Genomic DNA, 25,365 nt, shown 5'->3' with positions numbered 1-25,365 from the left:
TCTTCCTTGTTCTCCCCTTCTCTAAGGTGCAGTAACAGAATTACTTAGTCATCTCTATCATTTCGGTCATCTCTATCATCTCGGTCATCTCTATCATCTCGGTCATCTCTATCATCTCGGTCATCTCTATCATCTCGGTCATCTGTGCGTGCTGAATACTCCTGGTAATTCCTGGTATTGTCTACCGACTGGGCAAAATTCGGATCATTTCTGCTTGCATCTCTTACAGGCTCTTGGCAAGCACCCAACATTGCGCTTAAACCCAGTAGGATAGGTAATGCGATTGGCGTTGCTACTGCCCTTTGGGCGATCGCTCTTATATTCATGTTCTACTTTCCTAAATGATTGGTTGACAAAGTTTTCTTTCAGGAGGGTAAACAGCCCTGAATTAAGAGTTTGCTTCTTCCAAGGTTTAGAAACAGAAAAATTAGGATTTTCAGTTGTCAAAAAGCTGCTTGTGTAACCTTCTTGGGCATGGTCAATCCATATCTCACCTCCTATCGTTGAAAGCCGATTATTTCATGAGGCTAATCGGCAGATTGAGGTAGAGACTATCAGCCACGAGCGCGGTTCTCTGGAGTTTCCAGAAGGTGAGTCCCATCACCTACTATTTATATTTACCAAAAAGGCTTGTAGACCCTAACCAACCCATTGGAAGATTTTTGATAAACACTTGCTAATCCTGGAGAGGGAATATACAGATCTTAACAATCTCTGATGTTTTTGCTTTTTTTCAATTATCTTTCTTGTAAGAAAGATAATTGAAATACATTTTTACCCTACAAACATGACATAACTTAACAAAAATTTTTTGTTCACTGCTTAAGTACGCCATCTTCCATATAAACAACTCGGTCAGCCAAATCTAAAATCCGGGGATCATGGGTGACAATCAACACTGTACAACCTTGTTCTTTTGCCAATTGGCGCAGTAACTCCATAACCAAATGTCCGCTGTGAGAGTCTAAAGCAGCCGTTGGCTCATCTGCCATAATCACCTGTGGATGACCAGTTAAAGCACGGGCGATCGCCACTCTTTGTTTTTGTCCCCCCGACAAATCACGGGGAAGTTGCTTTATCTTATCCCCCAGTCCAACTTGTTCCAACAAAGCTTGTGCTTCTTTGCGTGCTGGCTTTCCGCGAATGCCTTTGACATTTAAGGCTGCTTCTACATTCTCAATTGCCGTTAGTGCTGGGAACAAGTTAAAATCCTGAAAAATAAAGCCAATGTTGTGCCTTCGGAAGCGAGCCAATTCAGTTCGAGACATTCTGGTAATATCTTGCCCAAGCAAATATACGCTGCCAGCCGTCGGAGTCAATAGTCCCGCTAAAATTGACAGCAAAGTCGTTTTCCCCGAGCCAGAAGGTCCCATTAAAATTTCTATATCACCCTTTTGGATATCCCAGTAAACTTGTTTGAGGATTTGAAGGCGCTGCTGCTTAGAATTAATGACCATTTCCACCGCTTCGGCAACAATTGCGCCTGTTGCAGTGGAATTCATTTGATATTTGCTCTGGGCAAATTTATGAGATTGAATTTTAGAATCAGTCATTTGCTCAAATTCTTTGGGCATATACAATTTTTAATTGTCAGTTGAGATTTGTTGTGTGCTTTCGACTGCTGAAGAACCACAAACTTAATTATGTAGTGATTAGCACTATATAAAAAGTAAAATTACTGATAAGATAACTATCCTTTAAAGACAATCGCTGGATCAACGCGAGTGACTTTTTGAATCGCAAAAACAGCAGAACTGACGCACATCAACACCGTAATTCCAAAAACAGTAGCTGCCGAGATAGGTGTAATTAAAATGACAATACCCTGTGCTGTTGATGTCCAAGCTGCCACTCCTAGACAAAGAGCGATCCCTGGTAGATACCCTAAAATTGCCATCCAGATTGCTTGCTCAATAATTACATTGTAAATAAACCAATCAGATGCCCCCATTGCTTTGAGGGTGCCAAACTCTTTGATATGATCTGTGACAGAAGCATAAAGAATTTGACTAACGACCACTGCCCCAACAACGACGCCAACTACCGCACCAAGACCGAGAATAAATCCAATTCCAGAGCGTTCCTGCCAGTAGACTTGTGTTATTTTAGACATTTCTTGCCGAGTGTAAGTGCGGGTGTCTGGTAAAGCTTGTTCTAAATCTCGCTTTAATTTGGCTATGTTTTGGCCGGGTTTTGCCCGAATCAAAACGAAGCTAATCTGGTCGGTTGATGTTGGCTTTTTAGCAGAGGTACCTACGTTAGTTGGAGAAGCGGTTGTTTGACTACCGTAATTTCTATAAGTGTTGGCAGTTTCTAAAGAAGTGAACATCAAGGTACCGAAGATAATTGATTGAGTTCCTTGAGTAAAACCTACCAACTTCGCACCAATATTGTTAATTTCTCCTACCTCACCCAACGTTTTGAGATGAATACCATCCAAGCCAGTTTTGTCAATAATGAACCTAAAGGGTTGCTTCAAGTCATTAAAACTGCCTGCGACAATGGTTGATCGGTCAAATAACATTCCTTGTGGATCTGCGCCAACCAGCGTAACCGAGGTAATTTCGTCTGTTTGTAGTTCATGCCACAACGCACCATCAATAATGACACCTTCAGCTTTGTCTACACCTTTGACTTTGCGCGCCTTGGTAACCTGTTCGTAGGGAATTGGTATAGTTAGCCCCAAATGCTGCATATTTTTTGAAGACACCCAAATGTCAGCACGCGATTGATCAATTAACTGGGAAGAGGAACGAGCAAACCCATATTGAAGACCTGTTTGAATGGTGACTAAGCTAACGGCAAATAAAATTCCTGCTTGCGCCACTAAAAAGCGAGGAATGTCTTCTAGTAAATTTTTACGAGCAATTGAAGCCATAAAATGTAATAGGGAATAAGAAATTGTGATGAATTGTTGGTTGTTTTGTTGTACTAACTACTAACAATGAGCGATTAACCAGCCTTTATCGTTTTAGAATAGACTCTTCCTTTCCAAGTTCCTCCTCGCTTTTGCCAGTGACGCACAGCCGAGTCTACAGTCATGAGCGTATAAAGGAGAGCAATTCCAGGAAGACACAACGCCAAAGCGGGAGAACATCGATAAAATCGGATCGTGGGTAAGTAGGCATAAGCCATAACTAGCCAGGTAGATAAGCCGGCGATCGCCACAAGGGAATTTCCAGTGAGCAAACCGAATATTGCACACACAGGTGGAACAATGTAAATAAGTATCATCCCGATGACTGTTAGGATTAACAACCCCAAGGAATAATTTAACTGTGTGAACGCAGTGCGGGCTATCATGTCCCAAATGGTTGACAGGGATGGATAAGGTCGCAAGCTGTGGGTTGAGTCGGTTAGTCCTAGCCAAATTTTGTGAAATGAGGGGGATGAGGGGGATGAGGGGGATGAGGAGGTATTTTCTCCCTTGTCTTCCCTGTCTCCCTTGTCTTCCCTATAGGGAAATTGGGTAAAACGCCTAGATTTTACGGCTTGCGCTAGGGCGCAATCATCAATTAACGCATTGCGGACGACCTCAATACCACCAATGCGGGTTAAAGCTTCACGGGTGATTAAAATACACCCACCAGCAGCGGCGGCTGTTGGTTTGGTGGGATCGTTCACCCAAGGAAAGGGGTTGAGTTTTTGAAAGAAAAATACAAATGCTGGAATGAGCAATTTTTCCCAAAAACTCTCGCACCTAAGCCGCACCATTAAAGAAACGAGATCCAAATCTTCTTGTTGCGCTTTTGCTACCAAAGAGCGGAGATTCAAAGCATCGTGTTCAATATCAGCATCCGTCAGCAGAAAATAGTCTGGTGTCGGTGTCAGGGTTTGTGCATATTGAATACCTTGGTGTAGCGCCCATAACTTACCCGTCCAACCAGGAGCCAAAGGTTGTCCAGAAAGGACGTGTAATTGCTGAGTTTTGTCTAATTCCTGGGCAACATCACGGGCAACATTTGCTGTTCCATCCGTACTGCTATCGTCTACCAAGACGATACTGAGATGACCAGGATAGTCTTGGTTGAGAAGCGATCGCAAAGTGACAGGAAGCAAATCGGCTTCATTTCTTGCGGGGATGACAGCACAAATGTTAGGGAACATTGGTAAATCTGTTTCCTGTCTTGTTAATCGTTGGTCTGAGCGCCAAAACTGACCCCAAAACCCTAGTAATATCACCCAAATTGTCAAGGATAGAACAGAAAGCCATAGTCCAATTTCACCGATCATCGTGTTTTCTTTTTTCCACTTAGAAAACACATTACAATGTCACCTTATGACAGGGAAAGAACTTTCCTGTACATAACCAAAAAGAAGCAGACATATGTGGTTGAGGAGCAACGGAAAACTATGCAAATTCAAGACAAAGTGGCAGTTTCCCGTGTAAAAGACGCGATCGCCGCCAGTCAAAACTATCTTCTTTCTATTCAATATCCTGATGGATACTGGTGGGCGGAGTTAGAATCCAATGTCACCATCACTGCGGAGGTTGTCCTCCTCCATAAGATTTGGGGCACAGACCGAGAAAGACCGTTGCATAAAGTTGAAGCATATCTGCGTTCTCAACAACGGGATCACGGAGGTTGGGAACTTTTCTACGGGGATGGCGGAGAACTGAGTACCTCGGTTGAAGCATACATGGCGCTGAAGCTGCTTGGTGTCCCACAAACAGACCCCGCAATGGTTAAGGCGCGGAAGTTCATCCTGGAACGCGGTGGGATCAGTAAGACTCGCATTTTTACCAAGTTACACCTAGCACTTATAGGATGTTACAACTGGCGCGGCATTCCTTCTCTACCACCTTGGGTGATGTTGTTGCCCTCGAATTTTTTGTTTAACATCTATGAAATGTCTAGCTGGGCAAGGTCAAGCACTGTTCCGCTGCTGATTGTCATTGACCGCAAACCTGTTTTTCTGACTGATCCAGCCATCAACTTGGACGAACTGTATGCTGAAGGTGTTGAGCAAGCTCGCTATGAGTTGCCTCGTAAGGGTGATTGGACAGATTTATTTATTACTCTAGACGAAACCTTTAAATTAGCAGAAACCCTCAATTTAGTTCCGTTTCGTCAAGAAGGTATTCAAGCTGCAGAACGCTGGGTGTTAGAGCGGCAAGAAGCAACAGGAGATTGGGGCGGAATTATTCCCGCCATGCTAAATTCACTACTCGCTTTGCGCGCTCTGGATTATGACGCGGCTGACCCTATTGTAGAGCGAGGGCTGCGGGCAGTTGACAATTTTGCCATTGAAACTGCGGATACCTACAGAATACAGCCTTGTATTTCCCCTGTATGGGATACTGCTTGGGCAATGCGAGCTTTAGTAGATTCTGGCTTGGCTCCTGATCATCCTGCTGTGGTTAAAGCTGGAGAATGGTTGTTGAGTAAGCAGATTCTGGATTACGGTGATTGGGCTGTTAAAAATCGAACAGGAAAACCAGGAGCTTGGGCGTTTGAGTTTGACAACCGCTTTTATCCAGATGTAGACGATACTGCGGTCGTTGTCATGGCTCTTAATCAAGTGAAACTACCCAACGAAAAATTGAAGCAAGCGGCGATCGCTCGTGCTGTGAACTGGATTGCTTCCATGCAGTGTCAGCCTGGTGGTTGGGCGGCATTTGATATGGACAATGATCAGGATTGGATCAACCAAATACCTTATGGTGACCTTAAAGCCATGATTGATCCAAACACAGCTGATGTCACCGCTCGGGTGTTAGAAATGCTAGGTGAGTGCAATCTGTTCATTGATACACGCAACCTAGAGCGGGCAATTAGCTATCTCAAAGCCGAGCAAGAAATTGAGGGTTGCTGGTTTGGTCGTTGGGGAGTGAATTACATTTATGGCACAAGTGAAGTTCTTTGCGCTCTGTCCCTCATTGCTCCAGAAAAGACACGACTGAGTATAGAACAAGGTGCTGCTTGGTTAGTCGGATGTCAAAACCCAGATGGTGGATGGGGCGAAACTTGCCGCAGCTACGATGACCCAAGTCTCAAAGGACAAGGAGTCAGTACTGCATCTCAAACTGCCTGGGCAATACTAGGTTTAATAGCAGCAGGTCAAGCAACTGGCAACTTTGCGAAAGTTGCCCTTGAGCAGGGAATTGGCTATCTTTTGGAAACTCAGCGTTCAGATGGCACTTGGGACGAGTCAGAATTTACAGGGACTGGCTTTCCTAGTCATTTTTATCTGAAATATCACCTTTATCAACAGTATTTTCCCCTATTAGCTTTGGGTAGGTATCAAGCGATATCAGAGTTTGGGCGATAACCTCAGTTACGAAACTTCTCATTAGAGCGCTTATTCTTATGATTAGACCATAAATCGTAGGGTGGGCATTGCCCCTAAAAGCTTACGTAATGAACATTTGAGATATTGGTGAGCAATGCCCACCTTACAGGAAAGCGCTGTAAGTATAAGTTAACACAATAAAAACCCAGTTTCATGAAGAATCTGGGTTTTTTATTAGCTTTTATGTAATAAAAATTACTAATGGTGACTAAAGAGAGACTTGCACGTACATTCCTAGCGAAACGCTCTCAACTTCTGCCAAAATTTTATCGGTGATAGTTTCTAATAGCTTTAATCGATTTGTGGGAAGCTCAATAATCGCTATCCTGATTCCAGTTAAGTTTTGCTGGTATTTCAAATTCTTGTCTGATGTAACGCATTCCCCACGCGTAGAACGCGGGGGCAATTCGAGTGCCCTGTACGGTAGCGGTTTGGTTCCTGTTCAGGTTCCGAAACACAAATGCCGAGCCTCCAGGCGTGGTTACGGTTAATAGAGGATGTACTCATCCCCACACCCCGGAAAAAACATTGGTTTGCCTTTAAAGAGCGCAAGCAATGTGTTCACTACCCCTAGCCGAGACAACTCGCCGTCTCTTGCCTACGGTCGAGCCGTTCCTGTCGGGTCAACAGTGCGTTTCCTATTTCGGCATACACTTATTGTCGCAGATTTTTCGTATTGTGTTCGGTGGATATTGAACGGCAATTAAAATTGCCTTCGAGCTTCCTCCCCATGTTTAGAAAACAGGGGCTTCCGCCCTTTGATTTTCGGTGAGAAAAACATCGTACACACCATCAATGCTCGTCATCAGTTCGCCATTCTTAAACCCAGCCCATCCCTGCTCTTGAACCGTAGTCACTTCATAAGCACACAAATAACGCTTCAAACCTCTTGGTAAATTCTCATCCAGAATGATTTTCATGTTGAACGTGTTCACGAGCAAGTTTCAGAAAATTGACCGCATCTGCACGAGTGACAGATGGGAAGTTGTCCAAAAACTCCTCTAGAGAAAATCCATCGTCTAAGTAATCGAAAAGCGATTGGACTGGGACTCTCGTATTTCGGAATACCAACGTGCCACCCATGACTTCTGGATCGGAACTTACTGGACTTTGGACTAAGGTAATCATAATTTTCGTTTTTGCTATTTTTTCATGCAGTATATTTCCTGTAAACCGTTGCAGAAGTAGTCATGGGGTGCTACCTCAAGAAGATTAAGCAATCATCTGATTCTCAAAATCCCCTAGCTGACTTGCTAGTAATACATTGCTCGTACCATAGATTTGAGGTAGTCGTCCTGTTTGTGCCAAGATGGTTCGCACTTGGGTATTGGAAGTATCGGCTAGGTTACGCCCTTGAGCGATCGCCATTCCCGCTGCAATTCCTACTCCCTGTCCAACTCCACAATTGAATTCCACAATTCTCCCAGCAGAGGAAGCATAGCCAACAAATCCAGAAGCTGGACTGATAACCGCCAAGTTGGGTACATTTTTGACGAGGGCGTGCTGAAAGCCGATGTTGAACAGGGGCGGGTTAAATGCCAGATTGTTAAAACCTTTCGTAGCAGCTCTTGTATCTAAACCTTTGATTCCCCCACGGATATCAAAATGGTAACCAAAAGTTCCCAAAGCTTGAGTGTCTGGTACGCCTCCCGATAGCATTTCAGAGCCACTAAGGGGGTCAACAGCTCCTACAATATTGCCTGCATGCCGAATATACAGTTCTTCTGCGGGCTTCACCTGACTAGCGCCAATGCTTTCAAACCACTTTCTCACAAACAGCATCTCTTTGAGCATTTCTGCTGTCGGCTTGGCTTTCGCGCGTGCTAACGCTTCCGCTTGATCAGCATTGACTCCAAACAACAATGCATTCCAAGACAACCGCCCCCCAGACAAAATTGCTACGTTACCGTTGTCAAGAATGGCACTACTAGACTCAAACGACAGAGGAGTACCCCGAAAAGCGTGGTAAGCGATAGAAAGGGCTTTGCAGCGAACGTCGATGTAGTCTTGCCCTACGAACATCGTTTTCAGATTACCTTGAGAATCAACGAGGTTTTTTCTGAGTTCATCTGCTCTTGCTCGATCTCCGCCTGCAGCAGTATTTAACCATTTCTGAGCTTCAGTATCTGCTACTTTGGTGAAACGTTTAAGATATTGATACTCCACATTTTTGAGTTTATCAATACTTAGCCCTTGAGTTTGAAATACTAGGGTCACTGCCAGTTCCGAGTTAGGTAAGCCAAAAGTTTCAAACCCCTTAAGTTTTTTCACTCCAGCCGCTTGCGCCAATTCAGCGTTTACAGTGGAGTCAATAAACTGTTTGCCTAAATAAGTTTCATCGTTAGTCAGTTTAATACCAGCAATTTTCTGCCCTTCTTTGATAACGGACTTAATTTCAATATCACCAATAATATCTGCACCCACCTCACTCAACATCTGTCGCAAAGCGGTATCAGCCTTAACTGGATCGAGAGCAATCAGCGCTACTCCAGCTTTTTGCAAAAATTCCTTGTAGATGGCGGGTGGATCTCCAAAAGTGTCCAAACGACAAGATTGGCGAATGGCAGAGGGAACCGCAGAACGGTCAAGATAAGACAACCCACCGCGCACCAAATGACCGCCGATGCCTAATTTAGGATTTCCTTTAAACAGTAGCAAAGTCCGTGGGTACTGCTTCGTCTGGCGGTAGTATTCCCTTGCTCCACAAACTAGGGCGAGAACACCAGGAACTTCGTCCCCGAAGCAAATAATGTCGTACGTACGAACTGTCGAATCAACCCTGACTGGAGGCATAGTGTTTTCTGCTTGGCTCTTAATGTTCTTAATCAAATCAACAATCTCAGTGTTTGTTATTCCAGAAGTAAACTACCCCAACTTACTCCGCTTACGCTTCGTTGAAGTTGGGGCTTTGTCCCAGTTCTCACTGCCAGTCGGAAAAAGCTCTCGTTGTCCTTCCAACAGACAGGTAATCCCCGGAACTTCGGGATTGTTTACGGAAATCCCCAAAGCTGCAATATTTAACGCAGCATTTACATCAGCGTCACACTCAAAACCACAATGCCCACACTTAAACAACTTGCCATAACGATAAGATTTGCCCTTGTCTTTTTCGGGGTGAATATGGTGGCACCGCGAACAAGTTTGGCTAGTATAGGCGGGTGGAGCAAAAACAACGGGTATACCAGAAATATTCGCTTTGTACTGTACAAAGACTCGCAACTGGTAAAAAGCCCAGTTGTTTGTTCTGCGTCGTTCCGTTTTGCTGCGTGGTTTTTGGTTGAGCGATTCTCTAATGTTTGTCAAGTCCTCAAAAGCGAGTCCAGAATTAGTCTGTTTGGCTTCTTGAACAAGCTGTTTCGATATGTTGTGATTCAGCCACTTTTGAAAGCGTTGTTCTCTGCCAGAGAGCCTTCGCAACAGTCGTCTAGAACTGCGCGTGCGTTTACTTTGAACGTTCGCCCTGACCTTGCTGTATCGGTCACGAGTAGCTTGAATCTTTTCGCCACTCCACGATTTACCGTTGGAAGTGGTTGCGATATCCCGCCTGCCCAAATCGACCCCAATCACCTTGGGTGTCTTCCCTGTTGGGTCGGTAGGGAGGTCAACACAGATGTTGATGTAGTAGTCGCCACGTTTGGTTTTGTTGAGCGTTGCCGCAGTTGGAGTTTGTCCCTTAAGCAGTGCCAACTGGTAATTACCAATACTCAACTTAAACTGCTTGCGACCGCACATCAACGTAACACCAACCGATTGCAATTCTTCAAAGTACTCAAAAGTCCGAGCATCCAAATTGATGGATGTCGGTCTAAACTTGTGGGGCTGCCTACACGCTTTGGCGTTACCAATCACACGACGAATCGCTTGGCAAACATGGTTCGCCTTAAGCTTTGTTGTCTCCCTAATTGGTTTGTAAACCAAGTGGTGCAACTTCGTCGTGTTCCAGCATTTCTCTCGTTTTGCAACCTCGTATATCTGATTGCAAGCATCAGCAAACCCCTGCAAAGTGCGATCTATTTCAGAACGCAACTCTATAGGAACTTGAAGCTTGCATTTTACAGATATCGTTTGCATTTGAGAGGTGTTAAACTTCATCCACTTTAGAATAGCACAAATATAGGTAATTTACGGGACATCGAGTCCCGTAAATTACCCGCTTTCCTCCCCACCCTACTGCGTAGAGGGTGGGGCTCAGGACATAGGCGGGTCTCCCAACAAGCGGGAACTGGCGTAAGCGCAAAGCGCAGGCTCCTTCATGTGCGCAGCGTCTCCGTGCCTCCTCCGGAGGAGCTTGCGCTAACGCCGCTCTTGCGTGCCGAAGGCATAGAAGATACCCGAAGGGTGAACCCGAAGGGGGGTTCCCCCCGTTGTAGGCGGAACGCCTTCGGTGCAGGGTAGGAACTGCTCACCCTCCGGGTGAGCAATGCCCACCTTACAGAAAACCGCTGTAACACATATTTTGCAGCTTGTCCTCAGGGCTCCAGTCGCAGCTTGTCAAACAAGGAACAGCTTGGACTTGATTCAGAAGCGATAAGGACTCAAATAGTAACGCCACAACTGTGACATAGCAAAATCCTGTTTGGCTATACCAGACAAAAAGCATTTACCAGATGTAACTTGAAAGAGCAACTCTAAAAACTAAAAATATGAATTTTTCATTTAGCAGACAAACACAAAAGGCAAATACAGAACAAACTAGACAAGTCAAAAAGTGGATTTACCAAGCTTTAAAAATTGATGAAGAAATTCCTATTTCTCTAAGCCAATTACAGTGTCATGAGCCAGATTGTCCACCTCTGGAAACAGTCATCGCCGTGATGAAAAACCCAGTTGAACAGTACAAAATTCATAAACCAATAGCTGAAATAGAGTATACAGATATTGCTGAACTCATTAAAGAAACTCATTAATCTATTTGTGGGTTTTTCCTACAGGTATAAGGCGTGAGGCATGACTGCGCCTGTATATCCTCCTAATAATGAATTTTAAGGATTCAGGTACCTGAATCCTTAAAATTTTATTAAATTTATGCTTAACTGTCTTAACTGTCTTAACTGTCTTAACTGTCCTTGCATTTTCATCTTAACTGTCTTAAGTGTCCTTGCATTTCCATTAAGAAAGTGAAAACATTAGATCGTGAATAACTCAGAGTACGTTTTAGTGTGTGTTGCGGGCTTCGGTCAAGGGCTCTAGCACTGCTTTTAATACCGAATTGCGTTCATAGCTGCAACTACCCCCCGCCCCTCTCCCTGAGCTCGGAGAGGGGTGGCCGCAGGGTGGGGTGAGGTTTTTGAATGCAACTTAGTATAAGTCAGTTTTTACACGATCAACAGACTGTATCATGACTCAAAATTCCGAATACCCTAGTTTGAAAACCTTCAAAAAGCAAACTTCCCAGGTTGGTTTAAAAGCGGAAACTGAAACAGAACCCATTGCCATCATCGGCATCGGCTGCCGCTTTCCGGGCGGTGCCAACAGTCCCGAAGCCTTTTGGAAACTGCTGCAAGAGGGTGTAGATGCCATTACAGAGGTGCCAGCAGACCGTTGGAATGTAGACACTTTGTATGACCCGGATATAGCAAAACCGGGCAAAATACGAACTCGCTGGGGCGGCTTTGTAGATAAAATAGACTCTTTTGATGCCGAATTTTTCGGGATTTCTCCGCGAGAGGCATCAAGCATGGACCCGCAGCAACGGCAGCTGCTGGAGGTAGCTTGGGAGGCGCTGGAAGATGGGGGGCAAGTGCCGGAAAATCTTGCTGGCTCGAAGACAGGGGTGTTTATTGGCATATCGGGCAGCGATTACCACGACATTCAGCTAGGTGTAAGCAATCGCGACTCCATTAACGCTTACACAAATTTGGGCGGCGTTAATTGTATCACAGCTAACCGCATTTCCTACATACTCGACCTCAAAGGACCAAGTATGGCTGTTGACACCGCCTGCTCCAGTGCGCTGGTTGCTGTCCATCTTGCTTGTCAAAGTATCTGGAATGGAGAGTCCGCGCTGGCAATAGCAGGAGGGGTAAATGCGATACTCAAACCAGAAGGAACCATAGGATTTTCTAAGGCATCTATGCTCTCTCCCGATGGGAGTTGCAAAACGTTTGATGAGCGAGCCAACGGTTATGTCCGCGCTGAGGGAGCTGGTATCGTTGTCTTGAAGCCTTTATCCCAAGCGCAAGCCGACAGAGATCCGATTTATGCCGTCATCCGAGGCAGCGCAGTCAACCAGGACGGTCAAACCAATGGCATCACAGTTCCCAACGGAGAGTCTCAAGAAGCAGCGCTGCGCGATGCCTGCCAGAAGGCTGGCATATCTCCAGAGCAGGTACAGTATATCGAGGCTCACGGCACCGGCACACCCGTAGGCGACCCGATAGAAGCAAACGCTCTGGGAAACGTACTGGGCAAAAATCGGCCTGTAGGAGAGTACTGCGTTATCGGTTCGGTGAAGACAAACATCGGACATTTGGAATCAGCGTCGGGTGTTGCAGGACTCATCAAAGTAGCGCTAGCTCTCAAGCACCGCCAGATTCCACCTTCTCTGCATTTTCAGACGCCAAATCCCAAAATTCCATTTGAGGAATTGCGGTTGCGCGTGCCTACTACCCTAGAACCGTGGTCCAATGGAAAAGGATCGCGAATCGCTGGTGTGAATTCTTTCGGATTTGGCGGTACAAACGCTCATGTAGTTCTTGCAGAAGCGCCGCCACCACCTGTTCGCCAATCCCGAATTTCAAGCCAGCAATCGCTAGTATTGCCGCTGTCGGCTAGGAGTGAGGAAGCGCTCAAGGCGTTTGCAGTGGCTTACAAAGATTTTTTAACAGAGGAAGATGATTCCTCCGGATCCGACATCTGCTATACCGCAAGCCTGCGCCGAAGCCATCATAACCATCGGTTGGCAGTGGTGGCTGATTCCAAACAAGAACTAGCAGAACACCTGGAAGCGTTTTTAGCAGGAGAAACTCGCCCTGGGATGTCTTGCGATCGCCTACCGGAAGACTCCTCACCCAAACTCGCTTTCGTGTTCTCCGGCATGGGACAGCAATGGTGGGCGATGGGGCGGACTCTGTTGTCAGAAGAATCTGTATTTCGAGAAGCCATTCAACAGTGTGACGAATTGCTGCGGCAATATACTGATTGGTCGCTGCTCGAAGAATTGAGTGCATCGGAGGAAAATTCTCGCATCAACTCTACCGAAATCGCTCAGTGTGCCATCTTTTCAGTGCAAGTCGCTCTCGCTGCTTTATGGCGTAGTTGGGGAATCATCCCTGAAGCGATTGTCGGTCACAGTGTCGGCGAAGTGGCAGCCGCCCATGTTGCTGGCGTTCTGAGTTTGTCAGATGCCGTCCGGGTGATTTTCCATCGCAGCCGCTTACAAGCAAAAGCTGCAGGACTTGGGAAAATGTTAGCTGTCGGGCTGTCGTCACAGGAAGCAGAACGGTTTCTAGTCGGATACGAAGAGCGTGTTTCTGTAGGAGCTGTTAACAGCCTCAGCTCCGTAACCCTATCCGGAGATGGCAAAGCTTTAGAAGAAATTGCCCAATCTTTAGAGCAAAAACAAATTTTCTGCCGGTTCCTACGGGTGGAGGTGCCTTATCACAGTCCCTTGATGGAGCCTCTAAAAGCAGAATTAGCAGAGTCTTTGGAACTCATTAATCCCCAAAAAGCCGTCATTCCTCTATTCTCCACCGTCACGGGCCAGCAGGTTTCTGGTTCCGAAGTGGATGGTGCCTACTGGGCGCAAAACATGAGGAATCCAGTGCTGTTTGCACTAGCTGTGGACGGACTCTTGCAGGCAGGGTATAACCTATTCCTAGAAATTGGCGCTCATCCAGTTCTAGCCAGTTACATTTGTGAATGTTCCGCTAAAGTCAATCAAACAACGACCGTATTGCCTTCCCTGCGCCGTTCTGAACCCGAACGGGTTATCATGTTGGGGTCTTTTGGCAAGCTATACACCCAGGGTTACCCGGTTGATTGGCATCGACTTTATCAGCAAGGTCAGTTCGTTGGCCTGCCGCCCTATCCCTGGCAGCGAGAGCGTTATTGGAACGAGTCTCCTGAATCGCAGCAAGCTCGGTTGGGACAAACGTACCAGATGTCCGTGCTGGGACTGCCAGTTCATCCCTTGCTGGGAAGCCGTCTGGAATTAGCCCAGCCGGTGTGGAATGGGGCGATTGACAAGGACCGCCTCTGTTATCTCCAAGATCATCGCATCCAGGGAACTGTGGTGTATCCGGCAGCTGCTTATGTGGAAATGGCTCTGGCTGCTGCAAAGGAAATTTTCGGCTCGGCGCATTATGTTTTGGAAGAAATTGAGTTTCACAAAGCGCTATTTTTGGCTGATGAACCAGTAACAGTTCAGCTAAATGTTGATCGCTCCGGTCAAACCTCTTTCGACATCCACAGTCAAGCTAAAGGTGAGAAAGCGTCGTGGGTGCGACACGCCTCGGGCAACTTGTTGGGGAATAAGAATAACAATGCCCCCAAGCCAGTTGTATTGGATGAGATTCGCGATCGCTGTACTAGGGAAATTTCCAAGAGCGCTCTCTATGAGCAGTTCCAAGAAATGGGATTGGAATATGGTCCGAATTTCCAAGGGATCCAACAACTCTGGTATGCTGGCTCAGAAGCTTACGCACGACTCAAAGTTCCTGAAGCTTTAGAGAAACAAATCAAAGACTACCAATTGCATCCGGCTCTCTTGGATGCTTGCTTTCAGGTTATTATTGGTACTGTATCAGAAAAGCAAACTTACCTGCCGGTTGAGATAAAACGACTTCGAGTTTGGGGGCGTCCCGGACTTCAAGTGTGGAGCCACGCCCGACTGGTAGAGCAAAACGCGAAACAGATTAAAGGGGATATCCGACTGCTAGATGAAGCAGGCAACGTGCTGGTTGAAATTCAAGGGTTCTGCTGCAAGTCCTTAGGAAAAGCGCAGGAAGCTACTGCAGAAAAAGAGGACTATCTTTACGAATACCAATGGGAGTTGAAAGCACGCCCCGGTCAAGCCTTAGTTTACCAGCCCGCTGATTATCTACCCTCGTCTCAACAAATTGCCGACAGCTTGTCTAGGGTTGCGGCTCACTTGAGCGAGCAATTAGGACGTCCGCATTACTACTCGACGGTGAACCCACAGATGGAGGTTTTGTCTGCTGCTTACGTCTTTAAAGCCCTGCAGCAGCTCGGTTTTAAGCCACAATTGCTTACTCGCATAAGCGCAGAAACTCTTGCAAAGCAACTGGGCGTAGTATCCCAACACCACCGTCTCTTGGGGCGAATGCTGGAAATCATGCACGAAGATGGCGTGCTGCGTCGGGTAGAGGACGAGTGGGAGGTCTGTTTGCTTCCAGAATTCAAAGAACCGCAGGAAATTTGGAAAGAACTTTTGGCGAGATCTCCAGCCTATCAAGCAGAGCTGATGCTGCTAGAACGGTGCGGTGAGAAATTAGCTCAAGTGTTGCGCGGTGAAGTCGATCCGCTGCAACTGATTTTCCCGGAAGGTTCGATGACAATATCGGAGCATCTGTACCAAGACGCGCCGAATTCTCGCATCTATAACCTGCTTGTTCAGAAGGCGATAGGGGCGGCATTGGAGCGCTTACCATCAGGACGAAAAGTGCGGATATTGGAAATTGGTGCGGGGACAGGTTCGATGGCATCTTACGTGCTGCCAAAACTCCCAGTAAAGCAGACGGAATATGTCTTTACGGACGTAACTCAACAGTTTACCACCTCTGCCCAACAGAAATTCAGCGATTATCCTTTCATTGAGTACCGGGTTTTGGATATTGAAACCGACCCTGTTTCCCAAGGATTTGACGCTCATTCATTCGATTTGATTCTGGCAGCCGATGTACTGCACGCCACCCGCGATCTGCGCTCCACCTTGGAGAATGTCAAACAGCTTCTAACATCGCAGGGGTTGTTAATTCTACTAGAGTTGACAAAACCCTCCCGCTTTATGGATCTAGTCTTCGGAATGCTCAAGGGCTGGTGGCTGTTTTCCGATCTCGACTTACGACCAGCACACCCGCTCCTTTGTTCACAAAAATGGCGAGATTTGCTGGCTGATGTCGGGTTTGTTGAAGTTACTGGCATTTCAGATACAGATAGCGCTTCTGAGTCTGTGCAAACCGTGATTTTGGCTACTGGTCCTCAAGTTCAGCTTGAAACTCAAACAGAGTCAATCCTTACAAACAAACCCGAACAGCAGGGAAGTTGGCTGATTTTTACCGACAGATCTGGGGTTGGACAGCAATTAGCACAACGACTTCAAAAACGCTCAGAAATTCCCATTCTCATCTCGCCTGGAGATGCATTTAAATGCCTCGATCCCCATCGGTTCCAAATCCGCCCGGAACATCCAGAAGATATGCAAAAACTCCTGGAAGTTGTGAGTACCAGTCTGCCAGCTTGTCGTGGTGTCGTTCACCTCTGGAGTTTAGACATCACCCCAACCCAAGAAACCACAGTTGCTTCTTTGGAAGAGTCGCTCCCACTGAGTTGTCTGAGCGTTTTGCACTTGGTTCAGGCGTTGGAGCGAGTTGGGAATTCTCCTCGTCTTGTACTGGTAACTCAGGGAGTGCATGCAGTCGGAGAATCGGTCAAGTCAGTTGAGGTGGCTCAGTCTCCCTTGTGGGGTCTTGGTCGGGTGATCAACAATGAATTTCCTAAGTTTCAGTGTACTCGGGTGGATCTAGGCTGTGGCAAAACCCCTGAAGAAATTGAGTCTTTGGAAGCAGAGTTATGGTTAGATCACGGAGAAGATGAAATCGCCTTGCGGGGTGCAGCACGCTACGTTCATCGGTTAATGCCGGTGTCGCTAAAAGATATTGCAACAGTTGAGAAAAAGCAGGTATCTTCTCAACCGTTCCGTTTGGAAATTTCCAAACCAGGAATTTTAGACAATTTAACGCTGCGGGCGATCTCCCGCCCATTACCTGGGCTGGGAGAAGTTGAGATCCAAGTTTGTGCGGCGGGTCTCAACTTCAAGGATGTCGCCAAGGCAATGAACTTGCTGGCTGATGTTAACTTAGAGGGCAATTTTTCCGGGCGATCGCTCGGCTTAGAGTGTGCTGGCATTATTACTGCAATTGGCTCTGGCGTTGAAGGGTTTGAGATAGGCGACCAAGTCATTGCCAGTGCCCCTCATAGTTTTAGCAGTCATACGATCACAGATGCCCGCTTGGTGGTAAAAAAACCCGCACATATCAGTTTTGAAGAAGCTGCTACGATTCCTGCGGTTTTCCTCACAGCTTACTACGCCCTGCACTACCTGGCGCGAATCAGTAAGGGCGATCGCATTCTCATTCACGCTGCCGCAGGAGGTGTGGGTCTTGCCGCCATCCAACTGGCTCAAAAAGCTGGCGCAGAGATTTTTGCCACTGCGGGCAGTCCAGAAAAACGGGAATTTCTCAAAGCGCTGGGCGTTCATCATGTCATGGATTCTCGCTCCACCGCGTTTGCAGAGGAAGTGATGGAACTCACCAACGGCAAAGGAGTCGATATCGTCCTCAACTCTTTGGCGGGAGAAGCGATTCCCAAGAGCCTCTCTGTGCTGGCAAGATTCGGACGTTTTATCGAAATCGGCAAGCGGGATATCGACCAGAACAGTAAATTAGGTCTGCGACCTTTTGGGAATAACCTGTCGTTTTTCGCTGTAGACTTAGACCAACTGTGGCATGAACGCCCTGATTTTGTCCGGTCTTTCTTCGGGGAAGTAATGAAACAGTTTGAGGAGCAAACCCTTCACCCACTGCCCCACCGCGTCTTCCCCATAAGCAAGGCACCAGACGCTTTCCGCTACATGGCCAAAGCATTGCACATTGGCAAAATTGTGGTATCTTTGCAAGACCCAGATGTGGTCCTAGCTCCCGCAGACGAGGAGAAAGTGACATTTCGCAGTGATGGAACTTACCTAATTACTGGCGGACTAGGTGGGTTTAGTTTAGCCGTGGCGAAGTGGTTGGTCAAAAACGGTGCTAAACATTTAGTATTGATGGGACGCAGCGGTGCTGCTTCACCAACCGCATCTGAAGCTGTAAAAACTCTGGAGTCAGCAGGGGCGAGCGTGGTAGTTGCCAAAGCAGACGTGAGCAAAGCAACTCAAGTGGCTAATGTTCTGACTGACATTGAGCAGTCTATGCCGCCGTTGCGAGGGATTATTCACGCTGCAATGGTTCTCGACGATGCTCTGGTGCTGCAATTTTCTGGGGAAAGCTTCGTGAAAGTGATGGCTCCTAAGGTCATCGGTGCCTGGAACTTACACACTCAGACATTAAATACACCGTTGGATTTCTTCGTGAATTTCTCCTCTTTTACTTCAATTGTGGGAAATCCAGGACAGGGGAATTATGCAGCTGCCAATGCTTTTCTTGATGCGCTGGCTCACCACCGCCGCCAATGCGGACTTCCGGCTCTGAGTGTCAACTGGGGAGTCATTGCCGATGTTGGTTTCGTTGCTCGCTCTGGTGAAGTAGGGGAACATTTACAGCGGATTGGAACTAAATCGCTGCCATCGCAGCAAGCGCTAAGAGTGCTGGGAGAATTGCTCCAAGTTGAAGCAGTCCAGACAACCGTGGCACCGATGAACTGGCAGCGGTGGTGCCAGGTTCACGCAGCTGGCGCATCTGGGCGATTCTCTCATCTAGCAGGGGAAGAAGTAGTATCAAAAGAAGCAGGCGACGCTCCAGAAGGAGGTTCATTCCCCAATGCCCTTATGGTTGCAGGACCGGCAGAGCGCCAGCAGTTGGTAGAATCTCGCCTGCTTGAACAAGTTGCACGGGTATTGGGAACTTCTCCTGCCAAGCTAGACAGCTCAAAACCGCTGACCAATTTGGGACTTGACTCGTTAATGGCAGTGGAGCTAAGTAACCGGATCGACAAAGATCTGGGTGTGAGCGTGCCCACAATGAAACTCATGGGGGGTCCAAGTATTTCCCAACTGGCAAAAGAGTTAGTTGAGCAACTAGCGCCAGCCAACTCTATTACCACAGCAACTTCCCAGACACAATCCCACTCCAAGGTTACGGTAGCAGCAACCGATTGGCTCGTCTTCCTCAAGCCGAATCCGGATGCCCGCCTGCGTCTGTTCGGTTTCCCGTACCTTGGAGGAAGTAGCTCCGCATTCCTTTCCTGGTCAGATGACTTGCCACCAGATATAGAAGTCTGTGCACTTCAGCTTCCAGGAGGAACAGACCGTTTGGGCGAACAGCCATTCGACGAGCTAACTCCTCTTGTGGAAACCCTGGCACGAGTTCTGCTTCCTTATTTGGACAAGCCATTCGCTTTCTACGGTCACAGTCTAGGGGCATTGCTGTGCTTTGAACTTGCCCGTTACCTGCGCCGCGAAAATGGTAAAATTCCCACTCACTTATTCATTGGCGCTTTGCACGCTCCCCAACTACCCCATCCATCTTCTTCTATCGCTCAAATCTCTGAGGAGGAGGCGCTCAAAAAAGCATCTCTTATTGATTTACCAGAATCAATTCAGCAAAATACCGAGCTGATGCGGTTGTTGCTACCGGTTTTAAAGGTAGGGGTTTTGATGGTTGAGAATTATACCTACTCCGAGTCAGAGCCATTGGATTGTCCGATTACTGCGTTCGGAGGTATGCAGGACAAGGTGATCACCCAAGAGCATCTCTCGGCTTGGCGCGAACAGACTAGCAGCGCATTTAAGCTGCAAATGTTAAGCGGCAACCACCTATTCCTGCACAGCGACCAAGAGCTGCTTTTGCAAGCGATATCGCAGGATCTGAGGTTAGTTTTGAGTTCGCTTGTCAAGTAGTTTGCCAAAAACTCTAAGGCAGTAATATCACGAGTAGAGACAGTACAGTACCGTCTCTACTCTATCTTTTCAATTATAGAGAGCAACGCCAGAGAAATGATGTCTCTGCATTCTTAATGCCACGCTCTTTAGCAACCACCAGCCCAAGTTACCCATCTGTGGGATATGGTTGTATGTATCGCTTCACTTACTTCGTATTCGGTTATGGTTGCTCCTGTGAAATCAGCGCCGTTGAGTTCTGCTTCATTCAAGTTGCTACCAATCAAATTTGCCTGACGAAGTTTTGCTCCACTTAAATCAGTACCACTGAGTTCTGCTTCACTGAGATTTGCCCCAACTAGATTTGCCTGAACTAAATTTGCAGTCCGCAAATCTGCGCGACTGAGATTAGTTCTCTCTAGGTTGACATTCATCAGGTCTGCGCCAATCAAGTTGATCTCACTCAAGTTAGCATCTCTGAGGTTTGCACCACTTAAATCTGCATCTGTAAGGTTGGCGCGACTTAAATCACATCCACTCAAATTTGCTTGACAAAGGTTGGCTCCACTTAAATCTGCTCCACCAAAATTTGCGCCACTTAAGTCAGTATCACTAAGGTTAGCTTGATGCAAATTTGCTCCATTAAAATCCCGTTCTCCTGCTGCATATCGACTCAGGAGGTGATTAATGTCCATATTATCCGCCTCGCAATGTGTTGACAGGTCAAAAAGTCTATTTATAAGTTGTGTTCTACCCAAACCACACCGAAGACTCTCTTTTAGTTGTCACCAACTAGATTTTTAACTATTGCTTGGAATATTATTTTCATTTTGCAAGAGCTTCTATTTTTTTGAGCATTTCCTTAATGGAAATATATATATTAATTAATGAAGAAATGATTATTTACGCTTAGCTTACCACTAGCGCCATACATAATGAACTGAGAAATATAAACAACCATTAGATGGTCAGGAGTTGATGATCCCAGTTCATGCGGGAGAAAGAATTCCTGAAGTTTTACTGGGTTTGCAGTGATTGGAAACTCGGCGACTAAGTAGGTGGGCATGAAAAAATATAAGATAAACCTAAGCCCCCAGCCCCCAACCCTTGTAAGCGTTGGGGGAGTTACAGCCTCTCCTCTCGCTGCTGTAGAGGAATGGAAGCGAGATTTTAAATTTAATTGTGCCTACCTACTTATTCGTAAATAGACCTCAAGAAGTTTTAACCTAGATTCTTGTGATCAAGTTTTGTTGAATCGTTAATTTTGGCACCGTAAAGGTTAGCAAGATTTAGATAAGCATCGCTGAGGTTGGCGCTGCGGAGGTCAGTATTACTGAGGTTAGCACCGTTAAGGTTAGAAAGTTTGAGGTTGGCATCGCTGAGGTTAGCACCGCTGAGGTTAGCCCCAGTGAGCTTAATACCGCCAAGATTTGCACCATTGAGATTAGCTCCGGTGAGGTTGGCACTGTCAAGATTGGCAAGGCTGAGGTTAGCACTTCTGAGGTCAGCACCTTTAAGGTCAGTTTTAGCAAGGTTTGCCCCACTGAGATCAGCACCATTAAGGTCGGCTTTGCTGAGGTTGACAAGGCTGAGGTTAGCGCCGCTGAGATTAGCCCCACTCAGGTTAGTAAGGCTGAGGTTAGCCCCACTCAGGTTAGTAAGGCTGAGGTTAGCCCCATTCAGGTTAGCCCCACTCAGGTTAGCACCACTCAGATTTGCGCCGCCGAAATTGGTACCACTGAGGTTTGCGCCGCCCAAATCTGCACCACCAAGCTTGGCATTGCTGAGATTGGTTCCGTCAAGGTTGGCATCGTTGAGATTTGCACCACTAAAGTTGGCATTGAATAGGTTAATACCGCTGAGGTTTGCCCCGCCCAAATCTGCTCCTGCAAAGTCTTCAGCAGGCAAGTTCTCAGTTTTTGCTTTGTCAATGCGCACCTTCAAGTTTTGAAGTTCTGGGAAAGATTCTTTAGCCATAGCGCAACTTTGACCAACTTAAGATATATTCCTCTATGACTTTACGAGATATTTAGCTTGCGCCATATCTATCATTCGTTATTATTATTTTTTAGAAAAAAATTACTAATAGAGGATGAACCCCCCAATTGGTTATTTTTGCCCTAGTACAAGGAGCGAACAGTACGCCTCTAATTACCGATTTGCTGGACATTTGTGGAAAAGGCATACATATATCCATCATTACGATGAATTGATGTACAGTACTTGTGCCTTACTGGGCTAACCTTACCGAGTGGTGTTTTCATTTCAAAGACACCACTTTCACGTACAGTTAATCGACCAACATGAGTTCCAGTAAACTTCCCGGTAGGGAGAGTTGCTCGAACCATATCTCCCGTTTGAAAACCAAAAAAGGTTTTGCAACGGGTTTTATGCTTTATAGGGAAGCCGTATTTGTTGGTCACACACATCTGGCGACTCCCCCAGCCTTTTGCTGTAATTAGCAGGGGCTGAGTTGCTGAGATCTGCAAATTCTCTACTACGCCAACACAAGCAGCGTAAGCGCCAATGTGTTTTGGGTAATGACAGCCGAGTGCGATTATATTTGGTTCTACCTCCTGTCCCCACCTCAATTTCAAGACCTGTGTTTTTCAATCTGCCAAACAACGCCCATCGAGTACTATTGACAGAAGCAGCATCCTTAAGAGGTTGCTTGGCTTGTGCCAAAATTCGCTTCACTAGGTCTGGCTTTTTCGTCAAGAAGCTACGAATATCTTGATTGCCTTTCGCTTGATTGCAATCGTGGCAGGCTAGGGTTAGGTTTGAGACCCGATTGCTACCGCCAAGTGATCGAGGCTCGATGTGTTCGATTTCTAGTCGAGTATCAGTCGCACCGCAATAAGCGCACTTTCTTCCCCATTTTTCTAACAAGTACTCCCGTACTTCGTACCCCCACAACGTACCTTGCTGATATTCTGTTCCAGATATTTCTGGGTTTTGCATTGCTTGGGTGTCAAACTTGACCAATTCTTGAGATATCCCAGTTATTGGTACAAAACGACGCAAGCGATTGACAATAGTCATGATGTTTTCTACCCTGGATTGCAAGCTTGGTGGGAGCCATCCTTTTGGTCGAACACGATTAAGAAACCTCGGCTTGCGATACCGAGTTTTACGATTTCGACGATGACGACGAATTGCACGACGAGATTCCAAATCATTCTTTATTTGCTGTCCCCGATGTTGTAATTCTGCACCCCACACAACTTTGTCTTGCTGAACTATTGCTAGACCAGTTGTTTTAGATCCTGGGTCTATTTTGAGTTGGTGGGGTTGTGTCTTTGGGTTGATAACAGCATATTTCAGAATAATCGTAAAGGGATAGCGCCGAAACACTGCTGCGCGTCCTTGTTTGAGTAACCGTCTTGCTTGTCCCGGTGGCACTGGGTCAAGAGGCTGTTTGTTTGTATCTAACACAAATACGAAATTAGACATTTTGTCCTCCCAACTGGGGTTATGTTTTCCGAACCTAAGAGGTTCCGCTTCGCGAACGCCAATGTTATGAAGGCTTTTTGCGCCAACTACACTTGTGTGCGCTAAATACAACAGATGTTTAATAGCTGGCGACAGAGCCGTAAGCTGGAAAGCACTCACGGGTGTCCTGACCGAAATAACGTAGTCATCTAAGACTTAGGAACTGGCTATCCCTTGTCCACTGACATCAACTGTTGTCCAGCTTTGTCAATGTAAGCGCGGATAGCTCGATCACCTGACTCACCAACTGATTCCCCTGCAAGTTAAGGTGGATGTGGTCATGATACAAGGCTTTCGGGTTTTGGTTTGAGTTAAATATTGGCAAAAAATCTACATAAGTTATTTGCTGCGCTTGACAAAATTCCAAAAGGCGCTGACGTGCTTTGATTTCGTAATCGCGGGGTCCAGGTTGACCAATTTCTCGTAGTAAGGGAGTCATGACCAGAAGGAATTGGCTGTTGGCTTGATGTGTCAGCGCTTGGATTTTGCCAATTGCTTCTAAATTCAAACCAACTCTATCGCCGCCTTCATTTTGTACTGCTTCTAGTTCTGGTATCGGCGTTTGCCTTAACATATAACGTTGGAGAACTTCCACCAATGCTAAAGGCGGTTTTTTGTCTGGATAATTGCGATCGCGTCCTACGGGTAAAGCGGTGGGAGATGTCGCAAACAAATCATCGGTATTAATTACTAGGACGACTGCTTGAGCGTTGAAATTACCAAATTTTTGTAAGTAGGCTAATTCATTTCTTGGTCCCCAAGAGTTGGCTGAAGCATTCAGAACTTCTACTTGTTGGAAATTACTAGTAACAGAGTCGCTTAAGGAGCGCAGCAGCAAGCTAGAAATCGTATTATCCTGGTCTGTCCACCAGCCACCATTAACAATAGAATCTCCCAAAAGTAGTACTCGTAAGGTAGAAGGCGAAGGTGTCTTTTGTATCGGCTCACTTCGCATCGAATATTCATTAATCTCAATGCGATGACCAAAGCGACGGGTACGTTGGTTAGGGGCTAACAAATAACCAATCTGCTCATCCGGAATGTATATTAAGGGATTGCCAAACCCGAAGAGCGATCGCAATCCCACCTCTATCACCACAAACAATCCGATAACAAGCACCAAACTGATCAGCAGTACCACTTTCACCGTCAAAAATCCTTTTGTAAAATTATGTAAATAAATATTACGATTTTATCTTTTTAACTTATACCCTTTTGTATAGGAAATCTCGGTTATAAAATTGTATCAAAGCCAATGTATCTCTTAGTAGAAGTACTTAGATTGATGCAAATGTTGCAAAGCTTAAACAAAATGTTATTAATGACTTCGTGTTAAATGCGAACGAAAAGACTAAAATCAAGACGGACAGACTGGTACTCTAACAAAGGAGGATGACAAAGCTATGTCCGACTTAAACCGTGGGATCATGAAATTTGAAGGCGCAGATTCCCCCAAAGTAGTCACCATCTCCTCTGTGGTGCTTTTAGGGTCAATTCTGGTGCTGATCATTTGGGCGCTACAAGCAGCCTACGCAGTTCAGTAATTGGATTATGGACGTCTTAAATTCCGGGAATTAAATGTATCGAAAATGTCATTCTGAGTAAAACCTTAAGCTTATTTATGAGCGCGAGTTTTCCGCTTGGATATGACACAAACCATAAGTTTTCTTTAGTACCGAAAAGGTAACAAAGCATACTTGCTCGACTCGGGTAGGACACTGGCTAGGACGATTTCCGTCACAGCCAAGTGTCTTTGATGATAATGTAATTACAATTAAGAAGAATTTTTATATTTTAAGATTTGA

16 protein-coding genes, 1 pseudogene and 1 riboswitch are annotated in these 25,365 nt (G+C 46.2%); of the genes and pseudogenes, 4 read left to right on the top strand and 13 right to left on the bottom strand.

Translation table 11 applies throughout. The annotated features are described in order from the left end of the window. Positions 1–44: 44 nt before the first annotated feature. The 4 genes from ACM0OZ_RS01915 to ACM0OZ_RS01900 all read right to left on the bottom strand — a co-directional run bounded on the left by ACM0OZ_RS01915 (position 45) and on the right by ACM0OZ_RS01900 (position 4,233). Positions 45–326, bottom strand: coding sequence for a hypothetical protein (locus tag ACM0OZ_RS01915; RefSeq protein WP_414581144.1), 282 nt, complete (start codon positions 324–326; stop codon positions 45–47). 212 nt (positions 327–538) lie between these two features. Continuing rightward, positions 539–614: riboswitch (Fluoride riboswitch) on the bottom strand. A gap of 201 nt (positions 615–815) precedes the next feature. Next, the gene (locus ACM0OZ_RS01910) at positions 816–1,553 is read right to left on the bottom strand and encodes an ABC transporter ATP-binding protein (RefSeq protein ID WP_414581143.1); all 738 of its coding nucleotides are present in this window, start codon (positions 1,551–1,553) and stop codon (positions 816–818) included. 137 nt (positions 1,554–1,690) lie between these two features. Beyond that, a complete protein-coding gene (locus ACM0OZ_RS01905) occupies positions 1,691–2,878 on the bottom strand; it encodes an FtsX-like permease family protein (RefSeq protein ID WP_414581142.1) in 1,188 nt (395 codons plus the stop codon). Between the two features lie 74 nt (positions 2,879–2,952). After that, positions 2,953–4,233 (bottom strand): glycosyltransferase, encoded by a 1,281-nt coding sequence (locus ACM0OZ_RS01900; protein ID WP_414581141.1) that lies wholly within the window; start codon positions 4,231–4,233, stop codon positions 2,953–2,955. A gap of 120 nt (positions 4,234–4,353) precedes the next feature. On the opposite strand from ACM0OZ_RS01900, the gene shc reads away from it, so the two are divergent. Beyond that, complete coding sequence (gene shc, locus ACM0OZ_RS01895) at positions 4,354–6,273, top strand: squalene--hopene cyclase (RefSeq protein ID WP_414581140.1); 1,920 nt, start codon at positions 4,354–4,356, stop codon at positions 6,271–6,273. 229 nt (positions 6,274–6,502) lie between these two features. Here the strand turns inward: shc and ACM0OZ_RS01890 are convergent, their stop codons facing one another. The 5 genes from ACM0OZ_RS01890 to ACM0OZ_RS01870 form a co-directional block, all read right to left on the bottom strand. After that, complete coding sequence (locus ACM0OZ_RS01890; RefSeq protein WP_414581139.1) at positions 6,503–6,652, bottom strand: hypothetical protein; 150 nt, start codon at positions 6,650–6,652, stop codon at positions 6,503–6,505. A gap of 376 nt (positions 6,653–7,028) precedes the next feature. After that, complete coding sequence (locus ACM0OZ_RS01885; RefSeq protein WP_414581138.1) at positions 7,029–7,214, bottom strand: hypothetical protein; 186 nt, start codon at positions 7,212–7,214, stop codon at positions 7,029–7,031. Then, a complete protein-coding gene (locus tag ACM0OZ_RS01880) occupies positions 7,195–7,422 on the bottom strand; it encodes a DUF433 domain-containing protein (RefSeq protein ID WP_052490523.1) in 228 nt (75 codons plus the stop codon). Before ACM0OZ_RS01880 ends, ACM0OZ_RS01885 begins: the two co-directional genes overlap by 20 nt. Before the next feature lie 84 nt (positions 7,423–7,506). Then, complete coding sequence (locus ACM0OZ_RS01875; RefSeq protein WP_414581137.1) at positions 7,507–9,087, bottom strand: FAD-dependent oxidoreductase; 1,581 nt, start codon at positions 9,085–9,087, stop codon at positions 7,507–7,509. A 72-nt stretch (positions 9,088–9,159) separates the two neighbouring features. Beyond that, positions 9,160–10,365, bottom strand: coding sequence for an RNA-guided endonuclease InsQ/TnpB family protein (locus ACM0OZ_RS01870; RefSeq protein WP_414581136.1), 1,206 nt, complete (start codon positions 10,363–10,365; stop codon positions 9,160–9,162). 572 nt (positions 10,366–10,937) lie between these two features. Between ACM0OZ_RS01870 and ACM0OZ_RS01865 the strand changes: the two genes are divergently transcribed. Further along, entirely contained in the window at positions 10,938–11,201 is a 264-nt protein-coding gene (locus ACM0OZ_RS01865) for a hypothetical protein (protein ID WP_414581135.1), read from the top strand. Positions 11,202–11,632: 431 nt separating this feature from the next. Then, the gene (locus ACM0OZ_RS01860; protein ID WP_414581134.1) at positions 11,633–20,089 is read left to right on the top strand and encodes an SDR family NAD(P)-dependent oxidoreductase; all 8,457 of its coding nucleotides are present in this window, start codon (positions 11,633–11,635) and stop codon (positions 20,087–20,089) included. Between the two features lie 128 nt (positions 20,090–20,217). Here the strand turns inward: ACM0OZ_RS01860 and ACM0OZ_RS01855 are convergent, their stop codons facing one another. From ACM0OZ_RS01855 to ACM0OZ_RS01840, 4 genes and pseudogenes are all read right to left on the bottom strand, one after another. Next, a complete protein-coding gene (locus ACM0OZ_RS01855) occupies positions 20,218–20,763 on the bottom strand; it encodes a pentapeptide repeat-containing protein (protein WP_414581133.1) in 546 nt (181 codons plus the stop codon). A 526-nt stretch (positions 20,764–21,289) separates the two neighbouring features. Next, a complete protein-coding gene (locus ACM0OZ_RS01850) occupies positions 21,290–22,045 on the bottom strand; it encodes a pentapeptide repeat-containing protein (protein ID WP_414581132.1) in 756 nt (251 codons plus the stop codon). A 170-nt stretch (positions 22,046–22,215) separates the two neighbouring features. Continuing rightward, positions 22,216–23,521, bottom strand: a pseudogene (iscB, locus tag ACM0OZ_RS01845) (RNA-guided endonuclease IscB). A gap of 226 nt (positions 23,522–23,747) precedes the next feature. Further along, the gene (locus tag ACM0OZ_RS01840) at positions 23,748–24,707 is read right to left on the bottom strand and encodes an SGNH/GDSL hydrolase family protein (protein ID WP_414581131.1); all 960 of its coding nucleotides are present in this window, start codon (positions 24,705–24,707) and stop codon (positions 23,748–23,750) included. Between the two features lie 256 nt (positions 24,708–24,963). Here ACM0OZ_RS01840 and ACM0OZ_RS01835 point away from each other — a divergent pair, with 256 nt between their 5' ends. Beyond that, positions 24,964–25,104 (top strand): hypothetical protein, encoded by a 141-nt coding sequence (locus ACM0OZ_RS01835; protein ID WP_336230164.1) that lies wholly within the window; start codon positions 24,964–24,966, stop codon positions 25,102–25,104. The last annotated feature ends 261 nt before the right edge of the window (positions 25,105–25,365 follow it).

Source organism: Scytonema sp. PCC 10023 (assembly GCF_963920835.1).
Classification (GTDB): domain Bacteria; phylum Cyanobacteriota; class Cyanobacteriia; order Cyanobacteriales; family Nostocaceae; genus Kalymmatonema.
This window is presented reverse-complemented; position numbering and strand designations above follow the sequence as displayed.